The organism is Streptomyces sp. SGAir0957 (genome assembly GCF_043523415.1).
The window spans coordinates 163,646-179,466 of record NZ_CP027291.1 but is presented as its reverse complement, the minus strand read 5'-3'; the positions used below and the strand labels follow the sequence as shown (position 1 = coordinate 179,466).

The window sequence follows — 15,821 nt, the reverse complement described above, 5'->3', positions numbered from 1 at the left end:
GCGCCGGATCGTGGGCCTGGTCGAGGGCGAGCAGGGCGTTAGGGGTCATCGGCCTTCTCCCAGGGCGAGCAAGTCGGGTGTGGTGACGCGGGTGGCATCACGGTCGGCGGCGGTGGACCAGCGGCGTACCAGCGACAGGTAGCGGTGGCGTAACTCCTTGCGCCGTTCCTCGCTGTCGGCGGCCCAGGCGAGGGCGGTGCTCAGGGCGCGCACCGCGGCGAGCTGGCCGGGCTGGCCGGCGGCCGCCAGCAGCGCCGCGGTCTCCCATGCCTCGCGCACGGCGGCGGAACGGTCCAGGGAACCGGTGAGGGATACAAGTTCGGTTTCGGGGTCCGTACTGGCCGACAGTGTTCTCAGCAGGTCGGCGGCGCGGTCGGGGTCCTCCAGCGGCATGGCGGCAGCCGCTGGTGAACCCGCCCCGTACAGAGTTCCGGCCTGGGCGCTGACGTCGGCCGCGGCCAGGGCAAGTGGACGTCCGTCACGGATGCTGGTGGCAGCTTCCAGGAGGAGGCGGTGCGCCTGCAGTAGGTGGCCTGTGCGGTTGGGGGTGGCCAGGGCGAGAGTGCAGTCGCGGGCGCGGGCCCTGCTGGAAAGCACCTGCGTCAGGAGGTCCTCCCACTGCTGCTCGGGCAGCAGCCAGTTGACGATGTGGGCGGACATGACCTTCAGGAACGCCGCCGTTCCCGCCGCGATGGCTCCGTCCGCCGCTTTCAGGTCCCGGTCGGTCAGGGCGTGTTCGGCCTGATCCAGTGCGCGGGCGGTCTGCTCCCGGTGAAGAGCGGCGCGATAGGCCAAGTCCCGGACACGGTCGGGGTCGGACAGGAACTTCTCCAGCTCTGCGACGAGCCGAAGATGCACGGGCTCGTCGATGTCGACGATGCCCGGCCGCCGCAGCCGCCCGTACGGGGTCGAATTCTCCATGAGCACCCTGGGCCAGTCCATGAGTGACGTGGTGTAGAGATCCCACTCCAGCAGCGTGCTCGCGGGGCGGCTGCGCTCGTAGTCGCAGGTCAGCATCCCGTTCCAGACGGGTTCCATGGGGGTCCTCCCGGGGTCTGGGGGGCGGATCGACAAAGGTGCGGGTGATGTGGCGCGAATCTGCGGTGGTGGCTCTGGGCACTGTGGGAGGCTCGATGCGGGTCTGGGGCGGCCGTGCCCCGTGGGGCCGCGAAGTGCTTGTCGAGCCGAGGGATGTGCGCTGATGGTCGTCAAGGAGTCCACCGCGAGCGTGTTCGTCTTCACCCGTGGTCGGGAGGGGGTATGGCGCTGCGCGCTGGTGTGGCATCCGCGTCTGGAGGAGTGGCTTCCCGCCGGCGGGCATGTGGAGAGTGACGAGAGCGCCGCCGAGGCGGCGGTGCGTGAGGTAGACGAGGAGACCGGCTTGACCGCGCGACTGCTGCCGGGGCCGTCGCTGCCGCTGCCCGCCGGCTTTCCGCACACGCAGGTCGTCGCGCCGTGGTACGTGTGCGAGATGCGGGCCGGCGCCGACAACCACACGCGCGCGCCGCATCGGCACGTCGACCACGTCTTCGTGGCCGTGGTCGACGACACCACACCGTCACAACAGCCGGTGCACGAGGTCCGCTGGTTCACAGAGCAGGAACTGGCCGAGGCACCGAGCATCGCCGAAGACTCCCGGCTGCAGGCCAAGGAGCTCTTCGGACGGATCGGTGACATCGCCGAGGCCAACCGCATCTGAGCTACCCGCCGCCGAGCCCGAACAGCGAGTCCTGGACGGTGGCCCCCACCGACGGCTTCGGACGCGGTTGAAGCCCTGCGGCCGCGTCGAGCTCCAGAAGCGTCGACCAGTGGCCTGCGGCCGCGCCCTCCTCCAGGAGCCGAAGGAAGACCTCGGCGGTCACCTCTACGTCCGGCATGGCTCGGTGCCGCTGCACGGGCTTGGGAATGCCGTAGTAGCGCAGCAGCTCATCCAGCCCGTACGAAGACATGCCGCGTACGGTCTTCCGGGCCATCCTCACGGTGTCCACGAGCGGCGTGGTGGCCAGGGCAGGGCAGTGCTCCCCCTGCCGGGCGATGAGACCGGCCTCAGTGGAGGCGTGCTGCGCCACCAGTCGGTAGGGGGGTGCCGCCAGCAGCCGGTCCAGCACGCCGAGCACCGCGGCCGCGGGTGGGGCGGAGCGCAGCGCCGCCTCGGTGATCCCGTGGCTCATGTCGCGGGCGGTCACCGGCACGTCGGCCGGTGGCCGGATCAGCGACTCGAAGCGGCCGTCTTCCACCAGCTTCCCGTCCCGTACGACAAGCGCCATCGCAGCGACCTCGGTGGGCTCGGCGGGACGGCCTGCCGGGGTCAGCGCCTCGAAATCGATCACGACGAAGGTGCAGTGCAGGCTGGTCAGGATGTCCACTGTGCGGCCTCCCGGCGGATCGTGGCCGCGATCTTGTGAAGGTCCTCGTCGCCTGTGCGGGCGGTGAAGGGAACGGCCAGGAGCCGGTCTACCGCACGGGCCGCGTTGGGACACGGATTCTGGCCAAACGCTCGGCACGCCGGATGCTCGGGGGCGGCGCGCAGGCCGAAGGTACCGACGCTGTTGGTCACGCCCTGTTCGGCGAGGCGCACGCTGAACGCCCGCGGGCGGTCGAGGGTGAGCTGCCACACTGCGCTGTAGCCGTTGGGCTCCTGCTCGTCCGGAGGACGGTTCGGGACGAGGCCGGGTGTGTCGTCGACGAGTTCGTGCAGCAGCCTGCATTGGTGTCTGCGGAGGGCGAGCGCGTCATCGAACGAGGCGAGTTGGTGGCGGGCGATGGCGGCCAGCGGTTCGGCGAGCCGGAGGCCGAGCCCCAGTCGGCTGCCGGCCGGGGCATCGGGAGCCGGGGTGTGCCAGTGGGTGCGGAAGGCGGCGGCGCGCGCGGCGAGTTCCGGATCGTCGGTGAGGAGGTAGCCGCCCTCTCCGCTGGAGATGATCTTGCCATCCTTGAGGGAGAAGCAGCCGATGTGGCCGATCGTGCCGGCCGGGCGGCCGCGGGTGCGGCTGCCCTGCGCCTGACAGGCGTCCTCGATCAGGCGCAGACCAGTCGCCTGGGCGTACGCAGCGAGTTCGTGGACGTGTTCGGTGCGGCCGGCGAGGTGGACGGGGAGGATCGCCCGGGTGGCGCGGGTGGTCTTGGCGGCCAGGTCCTCGAGATCGATTCCGTCTCCGCCCGGGGTGGAGTCGACGAAGACGGGCTTGGCGCCCGTCGCGGCCACGGCCTCGACGGTCATGATCACGGTGGCGGCGGGCATGAGGACCTCGTCCCCGGGCCCGATGCCGCAGGCCACAACCGCGGTGTGGAGCGCCGACGTGCCCGAGGCCACGACTACGGCGTGCCGCATGCCGAAGGCAGACGCAAGTTCGCTCTCCAGCGATTCGGCCTCGCGGCGCCCGGCCGGGTCAGGCATGCGCGCCAGAACCTGTTCCAGGGCCTGCATCAGCGCGGGATCGACTCCAGTGGTCACGATGCGCTCCCGGCAGGTGTGGGGTCCACGACGCGGTCGAATCCCATGAGCGGCCACATGTTGACGCAGTCCACGCTGAACAGCGCGCAGTCCGCGCAGCCCGCCGGACGGAACGCGTCCGCCGCAGTGGTCTCACGGATGTTGCGGCGCCGCTGCGGCGGGGTCTGGGCGATACGCAGCGCGGAGGGGCAGTCCCACACCGAACCGTCCGGTTCGACAAAGAACAGGTCGTTGCCGCCGAAGCAGTCGCGGACCAGACCGGTCGACTCCTGGACGGCCGAGACGAACTGGCCCGGGTAGTCGACGGAAGGCAGGGTCAGCGGCAGGCCGGAGGCGTAGAGCTGCCCGAACTCCCGGCGCAGGCGCGGGATGTCCGTCTCGTTGAGCACGAGCTCGTCGTGGAGATTGTGGTCGGCGGGCAGCGAGACGGGCTGCGCGACGAAGTAGTCGCAGCCCAGATCGGCGGCCAGACGGGGCACCGTGGTGATGGCGTCCAGGTTGAGCTTGGTGATCATGCTGTAGATGCCGACCCGGGGCTGCGGCCGGTCACCGCGTGCCGTCAGGAGGGTGCGGATGCCGTTGACGACGCCCTCCCAGCCGAAGCCGGGCTTGCGCGGCGGACGCCAGCGGTCGTTGTACTCGGCGTCGGTGGAGTCGAGTGAGACCGAGAACGCGTCAACGCCGAGGTCGACCAGCTGCTCGGCCATGCCCGGCTTGTTCAGGGCGGGGCCGCTGGTGCACACCACGACCTCGATCCTCTGGGACTTGAGCGTCTCGATCAGCTTCAGGACCGGGGCCCACAGCAGCGGCTCGCCGCCGGCGAGGAAGACGCGGCGGACGGGAGAGTCGCCCAGGGTGCGGGCGAAGGCGAGCAGTTGCTGGGTGGGGACGTCGTGCGGCGACTGATGGTCGAGTACACCGGCCCCCGGCAAGGCTTGGAGCGTGGCGTTCTCGGGCCAGTTGAAGTAACACGGCGGGCACTCGTGGGAGGCGCACCATGAGCGCAGCGCCCACAGCACGGTCACGTTCCGGTCGGACATGAGACGGCTCCTTTCGGTGCGGCGGCGTCCGCGGCGCGCTGGCACACATCGGTGATGAAGGCGACGGAGTGCGGTTCGTCGGTCTGTTGGCGGTCGAGGACGTAGTACTGGCCCTGCTGGGTGTGGGCGAGCAGCCGGTAGAGCCGGTCGACCCGGGCCATCAGGGAGCGTTCGCTGGCGGCGGCCGTACGGCCGATGCGCTGCTCGAATCGCTGGAGGCAGCGGCGAGGGTCGTCGAACAGCAGGATCGTGGCGGTGGGCCGCGGGCGCCAGGATTCGATCGTCGACAGGATGTGCCAGGCGGTGGTCAGGGCCTGTTCGTCGGAGTGCTGCTCCGCCTCGGCGAGCACGGCGGCCTGGTAGACGGCCACGGAGTGCGGGCCCCGGTCCTCCAGGACGACCTGTCCCGGTGCCACCGGTCCCAGGCTCTCGAAGCGGTGGACCTGCAGTCCCATGAGGAGCAAGGTCTCGGTGCGCGGGTGCCCGGTACGCAGGAAGAGGTCGCCGTCCTGGTGCAGCGCGGCAATCACCTGGCCGGGCAGTCCGGCGGGCGGGGTGTCGGGCAGTTCGACCAGCGGGACGCAACGGGGGCCAAGACGCTCTGCAGCCTGGCGGCTGAGTCGGGTCTTGCCGACCCCGTTGGTGCCCTCGACGTTCACCAGGGCGATCTGCCTGCTCACCGCGCCCCCAGAGGGGTGAAAGCGGCGGTGCGCAGCCGTTCGGCAAGTCGATCGTCGTTCTCGAGGCGGCCGAGGAGACAAGCTGTCGTCGTGCGGGCGGCCTGGTCGCGGACGCCGCGCATGGCCATGCACAGGTGCTCTCCCACCGCCCAGACCCCGACGTCGCCGCTGCCGGAGAGGTGGGCGACTTCGTGAGCGACCTGCGCGGTCAGCGCCTCTTGCAGTTGCAGCCGGTGGGCGTAGGTGTGAACGATCCGGGGCAGCTTGGACAGGCCCAGGACCTGTCCCGTCGGCACGTAGCCGATGTGGACGTCCAGCCGGAACGGGAGGAGATGATGCTGACACAGGCTCCAGGCCCGGATGCCGCTGACGACGACGTACTGGCCGCCGGATTCCTGGTGCGTGAACGCGGTGTCGGTGGTGCCGGGGTCGTGCTGGAGGAAGTCCCGCCAGAAGCGAGCGACTCGAGCGGGGGTGTCGCGCAGGCCTTCGCTGTCGACGTCCTGGCCGAGCGCGACCAGGAGCTTGCGGTAGAGCGCCTCGACCTCGTCGACGTCGATGCCTGCGTCGGTGGGCAGGCGGGTGTCGGTGGTGGTCATCCGAGCACCGCCATCTCCGGGGTCCACGGCCGCAGGTGGGCGCTGTCGGTGATGACCGCGCGGGCCTGGGGTCCTTGGTGCAGAAGCAGGTCCAGGGCGGAGAGGCCGGGGGTGAAGGGTCCGCGTCCCTGGTCGTACGGGGGGCTGCTGTAGGTGGCGACCTCGACCTCGATTCCGGCCTGTGCGAGAAGGCCGGCGTTGAGGTATTCGGCGGCGCCGGTGCCCACCCGCAGCACACGGGTGCCGGTCGTCTTGCACAGGTCGATGAGCATGCCCGTCTTCGCTCCCGTGGGGGCGAGGGCGGAGGAGCGGACGAGCTCGATCTGCAGACCGAACGCGTCGAGGAGGAGCCGGATCAGCTCCTGGTTCAGGTCGGCCAGGTGCGTCCAGGAGCGTCCGTAGACCGCGCGCAGTGATGGCTCCCACTGCGGCCAGTAGCGGGCGTGCTGGTAGCACTCGGTGAGAGTGCGCCAGTGACGTGCGCGCCAGCGGTCGTCGGCGGTGCGAGCGCTGCGGATTCGCTGCCCGAACCGCCCCGCTACCGGCACGGTCAGGCGCACTTGCTCGCCACGGGGGCTGCGGACGAAGTTGCGGTTCTGCCAGCCGCGCTCGGTGTACTGCACGTGGTCGAGCAGAATGAGCCGGTCGACGTCGAGCAGGCGGGAGAAGTAGCCGGGCCACGGAAGGTACGCGGGCTGGTGGGCGACCAGGACGTCGGTGCGGGCGGTCATCAGAAGGCCATCCGGTAGGGGAGGAACCGTTCGGCGGTCTCCGTGCCGATCGTGGCGCCGGCCGCTTCGTCGAGTGCGCGGATCTTGGCGGTGCTGCGTGGGTGCGGGGCCGCGCGCAGCTGGCTGGTGTAGCAGAGCAGCGCCTTCTCCTTGGTCGGCCAGACGGTACTGGTGTCCACCACCACGGTCCGGGGCTCGTCGGCGGCGCGCCAGCAGCGGTCCTCGGGTCCGTCGTAGCCGAGGACGAGCGGCGGAATCCACCGCGTGTCTGCGGTGCCGGGCCGGGCCGCGGCGAGCGCGGCGGCGTGGACGGCCTGGTGGTCCTGGTGGTGGGCATCGACGGTGGGGATGAACAGGGCGCGCGGCCGGCTGCTGTGCAGGCACGGGCCGGGCCCGGACTCGATCAGGGTGATCAGCTCGGGCAGGTACGAGCCGGGGTAGGCGGCGCGGTCGGTGTCGACCCAGGCAACATGCTGCTGATGGACGCCGAGGACGGAGCAGGCGGCGTCGAATTCGGCACGCCGGGTGCCAGCGTCGGAGGTACCGCCGTACATGGGTGCGGTGGTGCAGGCGACGGCGAGGACATCGACGTCGATGCCGTGCTCGGTCAGCTTGGCGATGGTGCCGCCGAGTCCGAGGGTCTCGTCGTCGAGATGGGTGCTGACCACGAGGGCGCGGTCACCGGGTTTCAGGCCGAACATGAAGGCCCTCCTCTTGTCCGTGGGAAGGGAGCGACGGGACCGCACGGCGCGCCCGTGCGGCGAGGCGGAAACTGATTGCGTCAGATCTGCAGTGCGGCGAGCAGCGTCCGGGCGGCTGCGGCCGGGTTGAACGCAGCGACGCGGTCGGGGGCGGCTTGGCTGGAGGCCCGGTAGTCGTCGGGGTTGGTCAGCAAGGCGCTCAGGGCCTTCCACAGGGCGTCCGCGCCGTGATCGAGGGGGACGGCGCGGCCGGCGGGGCCCGCCATGCCCGGCACGTTGCCGAAGTCGAAGGTGATCACGGGGGTGCCGACGGAGAGGGCTTCGGCGGCGGTGTGGCAGAAGGTTTCGGGTTCGGTGGAAGAGATGACGGTCGCGGCGGCTCCGGCGAGGAACTGCGGGACCTCGCGCCAGCCGAGCGCGGGCAGGATGCGGATCAGCTCCGGGCGCGCGGCCTGCTGTTCCTTGCAGGCCGCGATGACGTCGCGCTGCATGCCGGGGAAGAACTCGAAGTCGGCTTCAGCCAGGACGAGTTCGATCGGCCGCTCCCAGTCGGCGGGCATGGCCTTGAGGAGCTCGGCCAGACCCTTGGCGGGCTCCACGCGGGAGGCGATGCGGATCGGTCCGGCGGCTCGCAACGCTTCGCGCTGGTCCGCGGGGACGGGGGCGGGGTCGGTGAGCAGCGCGTTGGGGACGGTCACCCAGCGGCTGGTGTCCAGTCCGGCCTGCGCGCCTTCAGCGGCAAGATAGTCGCTGGCCGGGCACACCACGTCGACGGCGGCCAGGGCCTGCTGCCAGCGGTCCTCGCTGCTGCGGCGGATCTTGTGGACCATCAGGGCAGAACGGACGCCGTCCGGCACCGGGTTCAGGTAGCCCAGGCCCCACAGGGTGTCCGCCCAGCACACCGCGTCCACCTGGTGGCGGGCGAGGATGTCGCGCACTTCCTCGATGACCGGTCCCGGGTCGGCGAGGGCGCGCAGGACGTCGTCGTTGAGGGCGGGACGGGGCAGGCGGACGGATTCCAGCCGGACCATGCCCGGCTCGGCGGCGTCGCTGGGTGAGGCGGGGCCGGCCGCCAGGATGAGGGGGGTGTGGCCGAGCCGGCGTACGCCTTCGACGAGGGCGGCGATGCTCCGCTCGATACCCGAGGGGTGGTCGGGCCGGTAGGTGAGCAGGCAGAACGCGACCGTGCTCACAGCGACTCCTTCGTCCGTACGGTGGCGGGCGCGGCGAGGTTCTCGGTGGGTTGGTCGGCGGGCTTGTTCCAGGGGAAGACGACCCAGTCGAGGGTGTCCCACACCCAGGTGTCGGGGGTGCAGTCGGCCGCCCGGCTGCGGCACAGCACGGCGCTGCGCAGTTGTTCCGGGGCCAGGTGCTCGGTGAGGAAGGGCAGGACGGCCTTGAGGGTGGCGCCGGTGCCGCAGATGTCGTCGGCGACCAGGAGCCGCTGCCCGGACGCCAGTCGGCCGAGGGCGTCGGCGGTCGTGGTGGGCAGCTGCACGCGGCCGGTGGCCTCCAGATAGTGGTCGTCGGTGGCGTTGTGCCGGGCCGTGATCTCGAGGGCCGCGACGCCGAAGTGTGCTGCCAGTTCCCGGGCGAGCGGCACGCCGCCGCGGGCGATCCCGATGACGGCGTCGGGGCGGGGCTCGTGGTCGGCGATCAGGGCGACGGCCGCCTGGAAGGCGTCCTGATCCAGGTTCCATATGCGTTTGCGTTCGAAGACGCGCTGCACGGGCGCCGTCCCGGTATGGGCGAGGGGCTGGGTCACGTGTGTCCTCCGAAGCGGGAAGGAGTCGGGTCAGCGGGCGCGCTTGTCACCGAAGGCGAAGATGTGCATCCGCTGGGTGAAGTGCCAACCACGGGCGGGGACATGGTCGGCCAGCACGCGGGTCGTGGCCACCAGTCCCTCCGCGGTGGTGCCCTCCGGCATGACGTAGATGGGGGCGAGTCCGAACTGCTCGGCGTAGGAGGCGATCTCGTCGAGCTCATCGACGGTGCGGGTGACGAACTTGAAGATCGCCTGGCCGCTGGCGGCGAAGGCGCGCAGTGCCTCCGGCACGATGCGCTTGTGCTCGGCGACATCGGAGTTGGCGAGCTTGGGCGAGACGTTGAACCGCACGCCTTCGATGAGGAGTTCCGGGACGGGGGCGATGGTCCCGTTGGTTTCGAACTCAATGCGCTTGCCGCCAGCGAGGAGGCGCTGGACGAGGGGGACGAGCTTCTTCTGCTGCAGCAGCGGTTCGCCGCCGGTGATCACGACCAGTTCGACGTTCTGGCCCAAGGCCCAGGTGGCGAGGTCGCTGACGGTGCTCTTGTGGGACTCCTTCTTGATGTCGTAGTTGGCCCAGTCCCAGGTCTCCTTGGTGTCGCAGTAGCCGCAGGTGAGGTTGCAGCGCGACAGGCGGATGAAGAGGGCGGGAGTGCCAGCGCTCGGGCCCTCGCCCTGGAAGGTGGGCTGGGTGTCGCCGAAGGTGTAGGCGATGATCAGCTCGGACTCGTGGTCCGTGTCCAGCAGCAGGTCGGCAGTCACGCAGTCCTCCCGTGCAGGGTGTAGGTGGCCCAGGTCTTCTCGGTCTCGCTGACGCGTATCTGGATCAGCCGGTCCGCGACGACAGGGGTGAAGTGGGTGAGGAACCAGCGGGCGAGATGGCGTGCGATCAGTTCCGAGGTCGGCTCGAAGTCGAGCACCTCGTTCAGGTTGCGGTGGTCGAGCGTGTCCTTGATGTACCGCGCGAGCGGCTCGAGGTCCTTGAAGTCGGCGACGAAGCCCGGTGGCACGAGCTCGTCCTCGGCGCAGGACAGGACCGCTTCGACGCGGTAGCCGTGTCCGTGCAGGCGGGCGCAAGCGTGGTCCTGCCCGAGGCTGGTGAGCTGGTGCGCGGCGTCGAAGGTGAACCGCTTGCTGATGCTGAAGGTCCCGTCCGGGACCTGTCCGGTGGTGGTCGTCGTCATGCGTGTCTCCATGCGGGGTGGGCGCTGGGGGGGGCTGTTGCGCGACGGGTCAGACACTGGCCCTTGGCGCGCCTTGACGCTCGGTTGACTCCTCTATCCCTGTGCGGATCTGGGCGTAGACCTCATCGACGAGGGCCAACTCGGTGGTAGTGAGGGGTGGGCCGAGGCAGCGGAAGTTCTCGGTGACCTGGTCCTCGCGAGTGAAGCCGACGACTGCCGCGCCGTGATCGGCCTTCTGCAGGCACGACCGCAACGCGAGGCGGGTCAGGACGCCGGGCGCGTCACCGAAGTGGTCGCGCAGTACATCAAGGCCGGCAGCGATGGCCTCGAGTGCCTGCGGGGCCAAGGACCGTGTGCTCGCCGCTGCGTCAGGAGGGCCCAGGCGAGGCATCGCGCTGGGAAGCGCCTTGCCGGTGAGCAGTCCGTGGGCCAGCGGCGCGGCGAGGATGACGCCGGCGCCGTGGCGGGCGGTGAAGGCGAACAGGTCCTCGCCTTCCAGGGAGATCACCGGCGTGAGGGCGTTGAAACGGGTCCAGATGATGTCCGGCTTGATCAGCCGGAAGAGGTAGAGGAAGCGCTCCGCGCAGGCGTTGCGCTCGGCCGGTGTCGCTCCGTAATGGACGTACGGGCCGCGCATGCCGATCGCCTTGATGTCGCCCAGTTGCTGCAGTGTGCGGACCTGGTCGATGGCGCTGCCCAGGTAACGGTCCTGGGGGCCGAAGTCCCAGGAGTCGAGGGTGTAGATGTCGACCTCGTCGACGTACAGGTTGTCGCGGGTCTGCTGGAACTGCCGGTGGATGTTGCGGTCGGCGTAGGCGTGCGGTGCGGACCCGCGAATGCGACCGACCTTGCCGCTCACGATCATGCTTTCGTTGCGGTACTCGCGCAGGATCCGCTCGAGTATCCGCTCCGCACGGCCTGCGCCGTAGGAGTCCGACGTGTCCAGGAGGTTGGCACCGAGCTCTACCGCACGGCGTAGGCCGTCGAGCACGCGCCCGTCGCTGGAGGACTTGCCGAGATCTCGCTCCTCCGTCAGACCGACGGATCCGGTGTTGACGCCCAGCGGATGAGCCCACAGGCCCCTGGCAAGGTGTCGAGGTGCGAGGGCGTATGCGCCTGTCAACGCGCACCTGCCGGACGTTCGAGGACGGCAGTAACGATCTTCCCATCGGCGGCCGGCTCCGCCTTCAGGCACTGGGCCAGACAGCTGACGATGAGCAGACCTCGGCCGCTGGTGGCCTCGATGATCTCCCCCGGGTCTGCGTCAGCCGGGGCCACGATGAGGGCGTCGAAGTCGTCACCGCGGTCAATCACCCCCATGGCCACGCCCCGTTCATAGATCTCCAGGCGCATGCGGACCGCTCCCGGTGTGTGCTTCAAGGCATTGGTGACGACCTCGCTGGCGACGATGTCGAGGTCGTGCAACCAGGCGTCATCGGCATCGCCCTCCAGAGCGTCGTGGACTGCCGCGCGGGCCACGCGCTGCGGGGCATCGAGACCGGCGAGTTCGACGTTGCTGTGGCTCACCAGCTCTCCGAGGCTCCGGTCAAGGATCAGCTCGGCGGTTGTTGAGGACACCCTCGTCTCCTCGTGTTCAAGACGCCCTGGGGCGTGGCCACGATCGCGGCCTGACTCAACGGTGGCGGAAGACGAGCGGCATCGGTACGCCAAACCGTCGCCACTTCTTCGCCACTTCACGTCGCCCGGCACGGGATTCCGCTCCAGGTAACCCATGACAAAAGGGATAAATGAGCGTCCGGTTTGGTCCTGCGCTCCGCCCAAGTGGCGAAGAAGTGGCGACGGTTTGGCGTACCGGCGCGAAGAGATCACCGTCATCGTAAAGGTGGACCAGCGCATGGCCTCTCCGCTCACTCACCTGGGCGGGGGCCGTGCGCTGGCGGGGGCTTGCGATTCACCGCCCGCGCAAATCACCGTTGCATGCGCGTGATCGCTCCCCGGTCAGGTGGCAACGAGAGCCAGGCGCTCGTCCGCGAGTGCCTGAGCATCAGTGGGCCGGGGCCAGCGGCAGACGCGCCCGGTCAGTCGTCGTCTCACGACCGCGGTGATCGCCTGCCCCCAACGTCACGTCCCACGTCTCCCTCGGAGTGACCGTGTTCCTTGCTCTGCGCCGCCGTCGGCCGGCGGACCCTGCTGTCGCGCAGACGGCGGCTCTACTGACGAAAGGCACCACCGCGTTGCGCCAGGTGGACTTCAAAGGCACCGTTCGGGCCCAGGCGGTGGCCGCGTGACGGCCAGTACCGCGCATAAGGGCTTCAACGAGGCGTGCGCCGCGCTACGAGGTTTCGTCGGTCAACACCCGCATGACAAGGCGCTGCCACCCGTTGAGGCACTGGCCCGACGTATAGGCCAGTCAGCGAGGGTCACCCGAGCGGTGTTGCGTGAGCTGGACGCGGACGGCGACATCGCTGTCCCGCGCCGGGGGGCGACTCGGCGCCTGCGTCCGAACGAAGCGCACCCGAAGGACAGGAAGTTCGTGCGGGAGATCCGTGACGGAATCCGCTTCGGGCGCTATCGAGCAGGTACACCGCTGCCCATCGGGCTGCTCGCCCATCGGCATGGCCTCGGGGCGCGCCGGATGGCGCGGGTGTGCCGGCCGCTGCTCGCCGACGGTCTCCTCGTGAGCCGGAGCGAGCCCGGCGGTCTCCGCTTGTACGTGGCCACCAGGGGGCCGGAGGTGCACGGCAGTGCGGGGATGATCGAGGACTACAGCCTCCTCGGCGACCAGAGAGGAGCCGCTCTGGTCCGCCTGGATGGCAGCATCGACTGGCTGTGCATGCCGCGGTTCGACTCGGCCGCCGTCTTCAACCGGCTCCTTGGCACCGCTGAGCACGGATTCTGGCAGGTCGCCCCGGCCATCCTCCCGGACAATGTCTCCGCGCCCCTCCCAGTGCGCCAGTACGTAGGCGACACGATGGTCCTGCAAACGGAGTGGGCCACCGAGTCCGGCACCGTGAAGGTCACCGACTTCATGGTCCCGGGCGACGAGGCGCCCCAGGTCGTCCGCATTGTGACCGGAGTGCAGGGGCAGGTCGCGATGCGCTCGCTGCTGCGGGCCCGGCCCGGATACGGGCGCACCGTGCCCCGCCTCGAACACCTCGCCGAAGGACAACTCGCCATCGAGCTCGGTGAGGACGGCGATGGACGGCTATGGCTCGACTCCACCAAGTCCGTCCAGGCCGACGACGGCGACATCCACGCGGACTTCACCGTCGTCGAGGGAGAGCAGGTCTCGTTCGTGCTGTCGTGGCGGGAAGGCACCGACAGCCCCCCGCCGCAGCCGGCCCCCGACGCACTGCTGAAGTACACCCTCAACCACTGGACAGAGTGGGCAGCGCGCTGCACCTACACCGGACCGAAGCGGGGCACGGTCATCCGCTCGCTGCTGACCCTGGCGGCTCTCATCTACAGCCCGACCGGGGCGATCGTGGCCGCGCCAACCACGTCCCTGCCGGAGGAACTCGGCGGCATCCGCAACTGGGACTACCGCTATGCGTGGCTCCGCGACGGCGCGTTCATCGCCAGTGTTCTCGCTCGGTGCGGTTACCTGTCCGAGGCTCTCGCATGGAAGGACTGGCTGGTACGGGCATGCGCCGGCACACCGGGCCGTCGGCAGATCATGTACGGGATCGACGGTGAACCCAACCTTCCTGAGCGAGTGCTGCCCTGGCTCCCCGGGTACGAGGGCTCGACTCCGGTCCGGGTCGGCAACGGCGCCGCCGGACATCTCCAGATCGACGTGTACGGCGAGGTTGCCGACACTCTCTACGAGATCGCGCTCGCCATCCCGGACGAGGCGCCCGGGATCGCCCCCCTCGTTGTCGATCTCGTCACGGAGCTGGAGACGCTCTGGGACCAGCCCGACATGGGGGTCTGGGAGATCCGTGGCCCGCGCCGCCGGTTCACACACTCCGCGATGATGGCGTGGGCTGCCGTGGACCGGGCGGTCCGACTCATTGAACTCGGCTACGCCACGGGCCCGCTGGAGCGGTGGAAGGCCCTGCGCGAGACCATCCACCGTGAGGTGTGCGCGAACGGCTACGACGCCGAGCGGAACACCTTCACTCAGCACTACGGGGGGAACGCGCTCGACGCCTCCCTCCTGCACGCCATGCTCTGCGGGTTCCTGCCCCCAGAGGACAAGCGGATCATCGGCACGATCGAGGCAGTCCAGAACGATCTGGGCACCACCAGTGGACTGTTGCTGCGCTACAAGACCGAAGGCAAGCACGCTGGCGTCGACGGACTATCCGGGGATGAGGGCCATTTCCTGATCTGCACTGGATGGTTGGCCGAAGCGCTCGACAGGATCGGCCGCCCTGAAGAGGCCGCCGAAGTGCGCGACCGCCTGCTTTCGCTGCGCAGCGACGTTGGCCTGCTCGCCGAAGAGTACGACCCTCGCACCAGACGCCAGCTGGGAAACTTTCCCCAAGGCTTCAGCCACCTGGCTGTCCTGCGCGCGGTACTGACGACGGTGCCCGCTTCCGCGGGCCCCGAGCGCGTCCCCCACCTCCCCGCCCTACGCGCTGGGACGGCGTCATGAACCAACGCACCCTTCTCCCCGCACCCCCCATCGTGCCGGAGGGCGAGGCAGTTGAGGATCCACAGGCACATCGCGCACTACCGGAAGTCTGGCACCACGTCAATTGGAACCCGGAAAGTGGCGAACAAGTGGCCACGACGTCGCCCTCATGCACAGCTGCGGATCTCACGAAGGAAAAACGCCCGATTCGCTCCGCCTGCACCGGCCGTCTGCGTTCGTCGATCACTCTCTGCAGCCACGAAGTGGCGAAGAAGTGGCGGCAGTTTGGCGTATCGGTGGCACGCAAAACGCATCACGCTGGATTCACGATCACTCCGCCCGTCGAACCGTCCCCCTTGCCGCTGATGGAGTTCCGATGATCCTGGCCACCCGCCTCCCCTGGCACGTCCAGTTCACGGAAACCCCCCGGCCGCTAGCGATAGCTGCTAGGGGCGTCGATGTCGTTGTCACAACACTGCGTGTGGGGATGTCCGCCCTTGAGGTGCTGCGTTGCGAGGGTGAGCCCGTCGGCCCAGCCCTCTGCTGTCCGGCCCACGGATCCATGTTCATCCCCGTGGAAGCCGGCACGATCTACCACTGGAGTGCCGCGCACTCCCGGTGCCTGCACGACTCCTGGGTCTGCGATGCGGCGTACGGATCGGGATGGTCTCGCTGTCCTCTCCGGTTCTGGTTACTGCCGTACGAGACATCGTTTCCCACTACTTCGCCCGGCGGTCTCCACCACCAACTCAGCGCGAGCCGCGCCCGGTTGCGGATGGTGGCCGCGTGACGAAGGATCCGCATGGTTCTCACAGTGCCGCTCGTGGGTGTCCTCGGCGTCGTCGTGGTGCTGCTCATCCGAAAGTCCGGGCTCAGGCCCGCGCACGCACTGGCCGCAATGCTGCTCGGGTTCTACCTGCGCGACTCCACGCTGGCCCCGACCATCAGCGAGGCCGTCCAGGGCGTTGCGGACGTCATCAGCAGCTTTTCCCCCTAGACCGGTCGCCGGGGCGGGTACGCACTCCCGAGCGTGAAGGCCCTCCCCCGTGGCCGCAGCGCTCGAGGAGGCCCGCCCCGGCGGCCCACCCCCGCACAGTGCCCGCCGACCGGACCCCCGCGGCTTGGAC

Annotated in this window: 18 protein-coding genes; 4 read left to right on the top strand and 14 right to left on the bottom strand. The window is 69.6% G+C overall.

The window, feature by feature from the left end:
• Positions 1-45 precede the first annotated feature (45 nt).
• Positions 46-1,038 carry a hypothetical protein gene (locus C1N81_RS03360; protein WP_394426576.1) on the bottom strand — a complete coding sequence of 331 codons (993 nt, stop codon included), beginning with the start codon at positions 1,036-1,038 and terminating at the stop codon, positions 46-48.
• A 163-nt stretch (positions 1,039-1,201) separates the two neighbouring features.
• Here C1N81_RS03360 and C1N81_RS03355 point away from each other — a divergent pair, with 163 nt between their 5' ends.
• The gene (locus C1N81_RS03355; RefSeq protein WP_394426575.1) at positions 1,202-1,699 is read left to right on the top strand and encodes an NUDIX hydrolase; all 498 of its coding nucleotides are present in this window, start codon (positions 1,202-1,204) and stop codon (positions 1,697-1,699) included.
• A 1-nt stretch (position 1,700) separates the two neighbouring features.
• Here the strand turns inward: C1N81_RS03355 and C1N81_RS03350 are convergent, their stop codons facing one another.
• From C1N81_RS03350 to C1N81_RS03290, 13 genes are all read right to left on the bottom strand, one after another.
• On the bottom strand, positions 1,701-2,366 hold the full coding sequence (locus C1N81_RS03350; RefSeq protein ID WP_394426573.1) for a 3'-5' exonuclease: 666 nt from the start codon (positions 2,364-2,366) through the stop codon (positions 1,701-1,703).
• Positions 2,354-3,454 (bottom strand): DegT/DnrJ/EryC1/StrS family aminotransferase, encoded by a 1,101-nt coding sequence (locus tag C1N81_RS03345; RefSeq protein ID WP_394426570.1) that lies wholly within the window; start codon positions 3,452-3,454, stop codon positions 2,354-2,356. Before C1N81_RS03345 ends, C1N81_RS03350 begins: the two co-directional genes overlap by 13 nt.
• Positions 3,451-4,494, bottom strand: a complete 1,044-nt coding sequence (locus C1N81_RS03340; protein ID WP_394426568.1) for a radical SAM protein — start codon at positions 4,492-4,494, stop codon at positions 3,451-3,453. Before C1N81_RS03340 ends, C1N81_RS03345 begins: the two co-directional genes overlap by 4 nt.
• Positions 4,476-5,174, bottom strand: a complete 699-nt coding sequence (locus tag C1N81_RS03335; RefSeq protein WP_394426566.1) for a nucleoside/nucleotide kinase family protein — start codon at positions 5,172-5,174, stop codon at positions 4,476-4,478. Before C1N81_RS03335 ends, C1N81_RS03340 begins: the two co-directional genes overlap by 19 nt.
• On the bottom strand, positions 5,171-5,773 hold the full coding sequence (folE, locus tag C1N81_RS03330) for a GTP cyclohydrolase I (protein ID WP_394426564.1): 603 nt from the start codon (positions 5,771-5,773) through the stop codon (positions 5,171-5,173). The genes C1N81_RS03335 and folE overlap by 4 nt, the downstream gene beginning before the upstream one ends.
• A complete protein-coding gene (locus C1N81_RS03325) occupies positions 5,770-6,504 on the bottom strand; it encodes a WbqC family protein (protein ID WP_394426563.1) in 735 nt (244 codons plus the stop codon). The genes folE and C1N81_RS03325 overlap by 4 nt, the downstream gene beginning before the upstream one ends.
• The gene (locus C1N81_RS03320) at positions 6,504-7,205 is read right to left on the bottom strand and encodes a PIG-L deacetylase family protein (protein ID WP_394426561.1); all 702 of its coding nucleotides are present in this window, start codon (positions 7,203-7,205) and stop codon (positions 6,504-6,506) included. Before C1N81_RS03320 ends, C1N81_RS03325 begins: the two co-directional genes overlap by 1 nt.
• Positions 7,206-7,285: 80 nt before the next feature.
• Complete coding sequence (locus C1N81_RS03315; protein ID WP_394426559.1) at positions 7,286-8,398, bottom strand: glycosyltransferase family 4 protein; 1,113 nt, start codon at positions 8,396-8,398, stop codon at positions 7,286-7,288.
• Positions 8,395-8,970 (bottom strand): phosphoribosyltransferase, encoded by a 576-nt coding sequence (locus C1N81_RS03310; protein ID WP_394426557.1) that lies wholly within the window; start codon positions 8,968-8,970, stop codon positions 8,395-8,397. The genes C1N81_RS03315 and C1N81_RS03310 overlap by 4 nt, the downstream gene beginning before the upstream one ends.
• Before the next feature lie 30 nt (positions 8,971-9,000).
• A complete protein-coding gene (locus tag C1N81_RS03305; protein ID WP_394426554.1) occupies positions 9,001-9,732 on the bottom strand; it encodes a 7-carboxy-7-deazaguanine synthase QueE in 732 nt (243 codons plus the stop codon).
• Complete coding sequence (locus tag C1N81_RS03300; RefSeq protein ID WP_394426553.1) at positions 9,729-10,154, bottom strand: 6-pyruvoyl trahydropterin synthase family protein; 426 nt, start codon at positions 10,152-10,154, stop codon at positions 9,729-9,731. The genes C1N81_RS03305 and C1N81_RS03300 overlap by 4 nt, the downstream gene beginning before the upstream one ends.
• A 49-nt stretch (positions 10,155-10,203) precedes the next feature.
• On the bottom strand, positions 10,204-11,277 hold the full coding sequence (locus C1N81_RS03295) for an aldo/keto reductase (protein WP_394426550.1): 1,074 nt from the start codon (positions 11,275-11,277) through the stop codon (positions 10,204-10,206).
• A complete protein-coding gene (locus tag C1N81_RS03290) occupies positions 11,274-11,732 on the bottom strand; it encodes an ATP-binding protein (protein ID WP_394426548.1) in 459 nt (152 codons plus the stop codon). Before C1N81_RS03290 ends, C1N81_RS03295 begins: the two co-directional genes overlap by 4 nt.
• Positions 11,733-12,867: 1,135 nt before the next feature.
• Here C1N81_RS03290 and C1N81_RS03285 point away from each other — a divergent pair.
• The 3 genes from C1N81_RS03285 (at position 12,868) to C1N81_RS03275 (ending at position 15,691) form a co-directional block, all read left to right on the top strand.
• On the top strand, positions 12,868-14,715 hold the full coding sequence (locus tag C1N81_RS03285) for a glycoside hydrolase family 15 protein (protein ID WP_394426860.1): 1,848 nt from the start codon (positions 12,868-12,870) through the stop codon (positions 14,713-14,715).
• Positions 14,712-15,074: a hypothetical protein gene (locus tag C1N81_RS03280; protein WP_394426546.1), complete on the top strand. Its 363-nt coding sequence runs from the start codon at positions 14,712-14,714 to the stop codon at positions 15,072-15,074. Before C1N81_RS03285 ends, C1N81_RS03280 begins: the two co-directional genes overlap by 4 nt.
• Before the next feature lie 422 nt (positions 15,075-15,496).
• Complete coding sequence (locus C1N81_RS03275; protein WP_394426544.1) at positions 15,497-15,691, top strand: hypothetical protein; 195 nt, start codon at positions 15,497-15,499, stop codon at positions 15,689-15,691.
• Positions 15,692-15,821: the final 130 nt, after the last annotated feature.

Coding starts and splice junctions, on each gene's coding strand:
- C1N81_RS03285 (WP_394426860.1), top strand. CDS start 12,868: ATGATCGAGGACTACAGCCTCCTCGGCGACCAGAGAGGAGCCGCTCTG.
- C1N81_RS03355 (WP_394426575.1), top strand. CDS start 1,202: ATGGTCGTCAAGGAGTCCACCGCGAGCGTGTTCGTCTTCACCCGTGGT.
- C1N81_RS03360 (WP_394426576.1), bottom strand. CDS start 1,038: ATGGAACCCGTCTGGAACGGGATGCTGACCTGCGACTACGAGCGCAGC.
- C1N81_RS03275 (WP_394426544.1), top strand. CDS start 15,497: ATGGTTCTCACAGTGCCGCTCGTGGGTGTCCTCGGCGTCGTCGTGGTG.
- C1N81_RS03320 (WP_394426561.1), bottom strand. CDS start 7,205: ATGTTCGGCCTGAAACCCGGTGACCGCGCCCTCGTGGTCAGCACCCAT.
- C1N81_RS03300 (WP_394426553.1), bottom strand. CDS start 10,154: ATGACGACGACCACCACCGGACAGGTCCCGGACGGGACCTTCAGCATC.
- C1N81_RS03280 (WP_394426546.1), top strand. CDS start 14,712: ATGAACCAACGCACCCTTCTCCCCGCACCCCCCATCGTGCCGGAGGGC.
- folE (WP_394426564.1), bottom strand. CDS start 5,773: ATGACCACCACCGACACCCGCCTGCCCACCGACGCAGGCATCGACGTC.
- C1N81_RS03325 (WP_394426563.1), bottom strand. CDS start 6,504: ATGACCGCCCGCACCGACGTCCTGGTCGCCCACCAGCCCGCGTACCTT.
- C1N81_RS03340 (WP_394426568.1), bottom strand. CDS start 4,494: ATGTCCGACCGGAACGTGACCGTGCTGTGGGCGCTGCGCTCATGGTGC.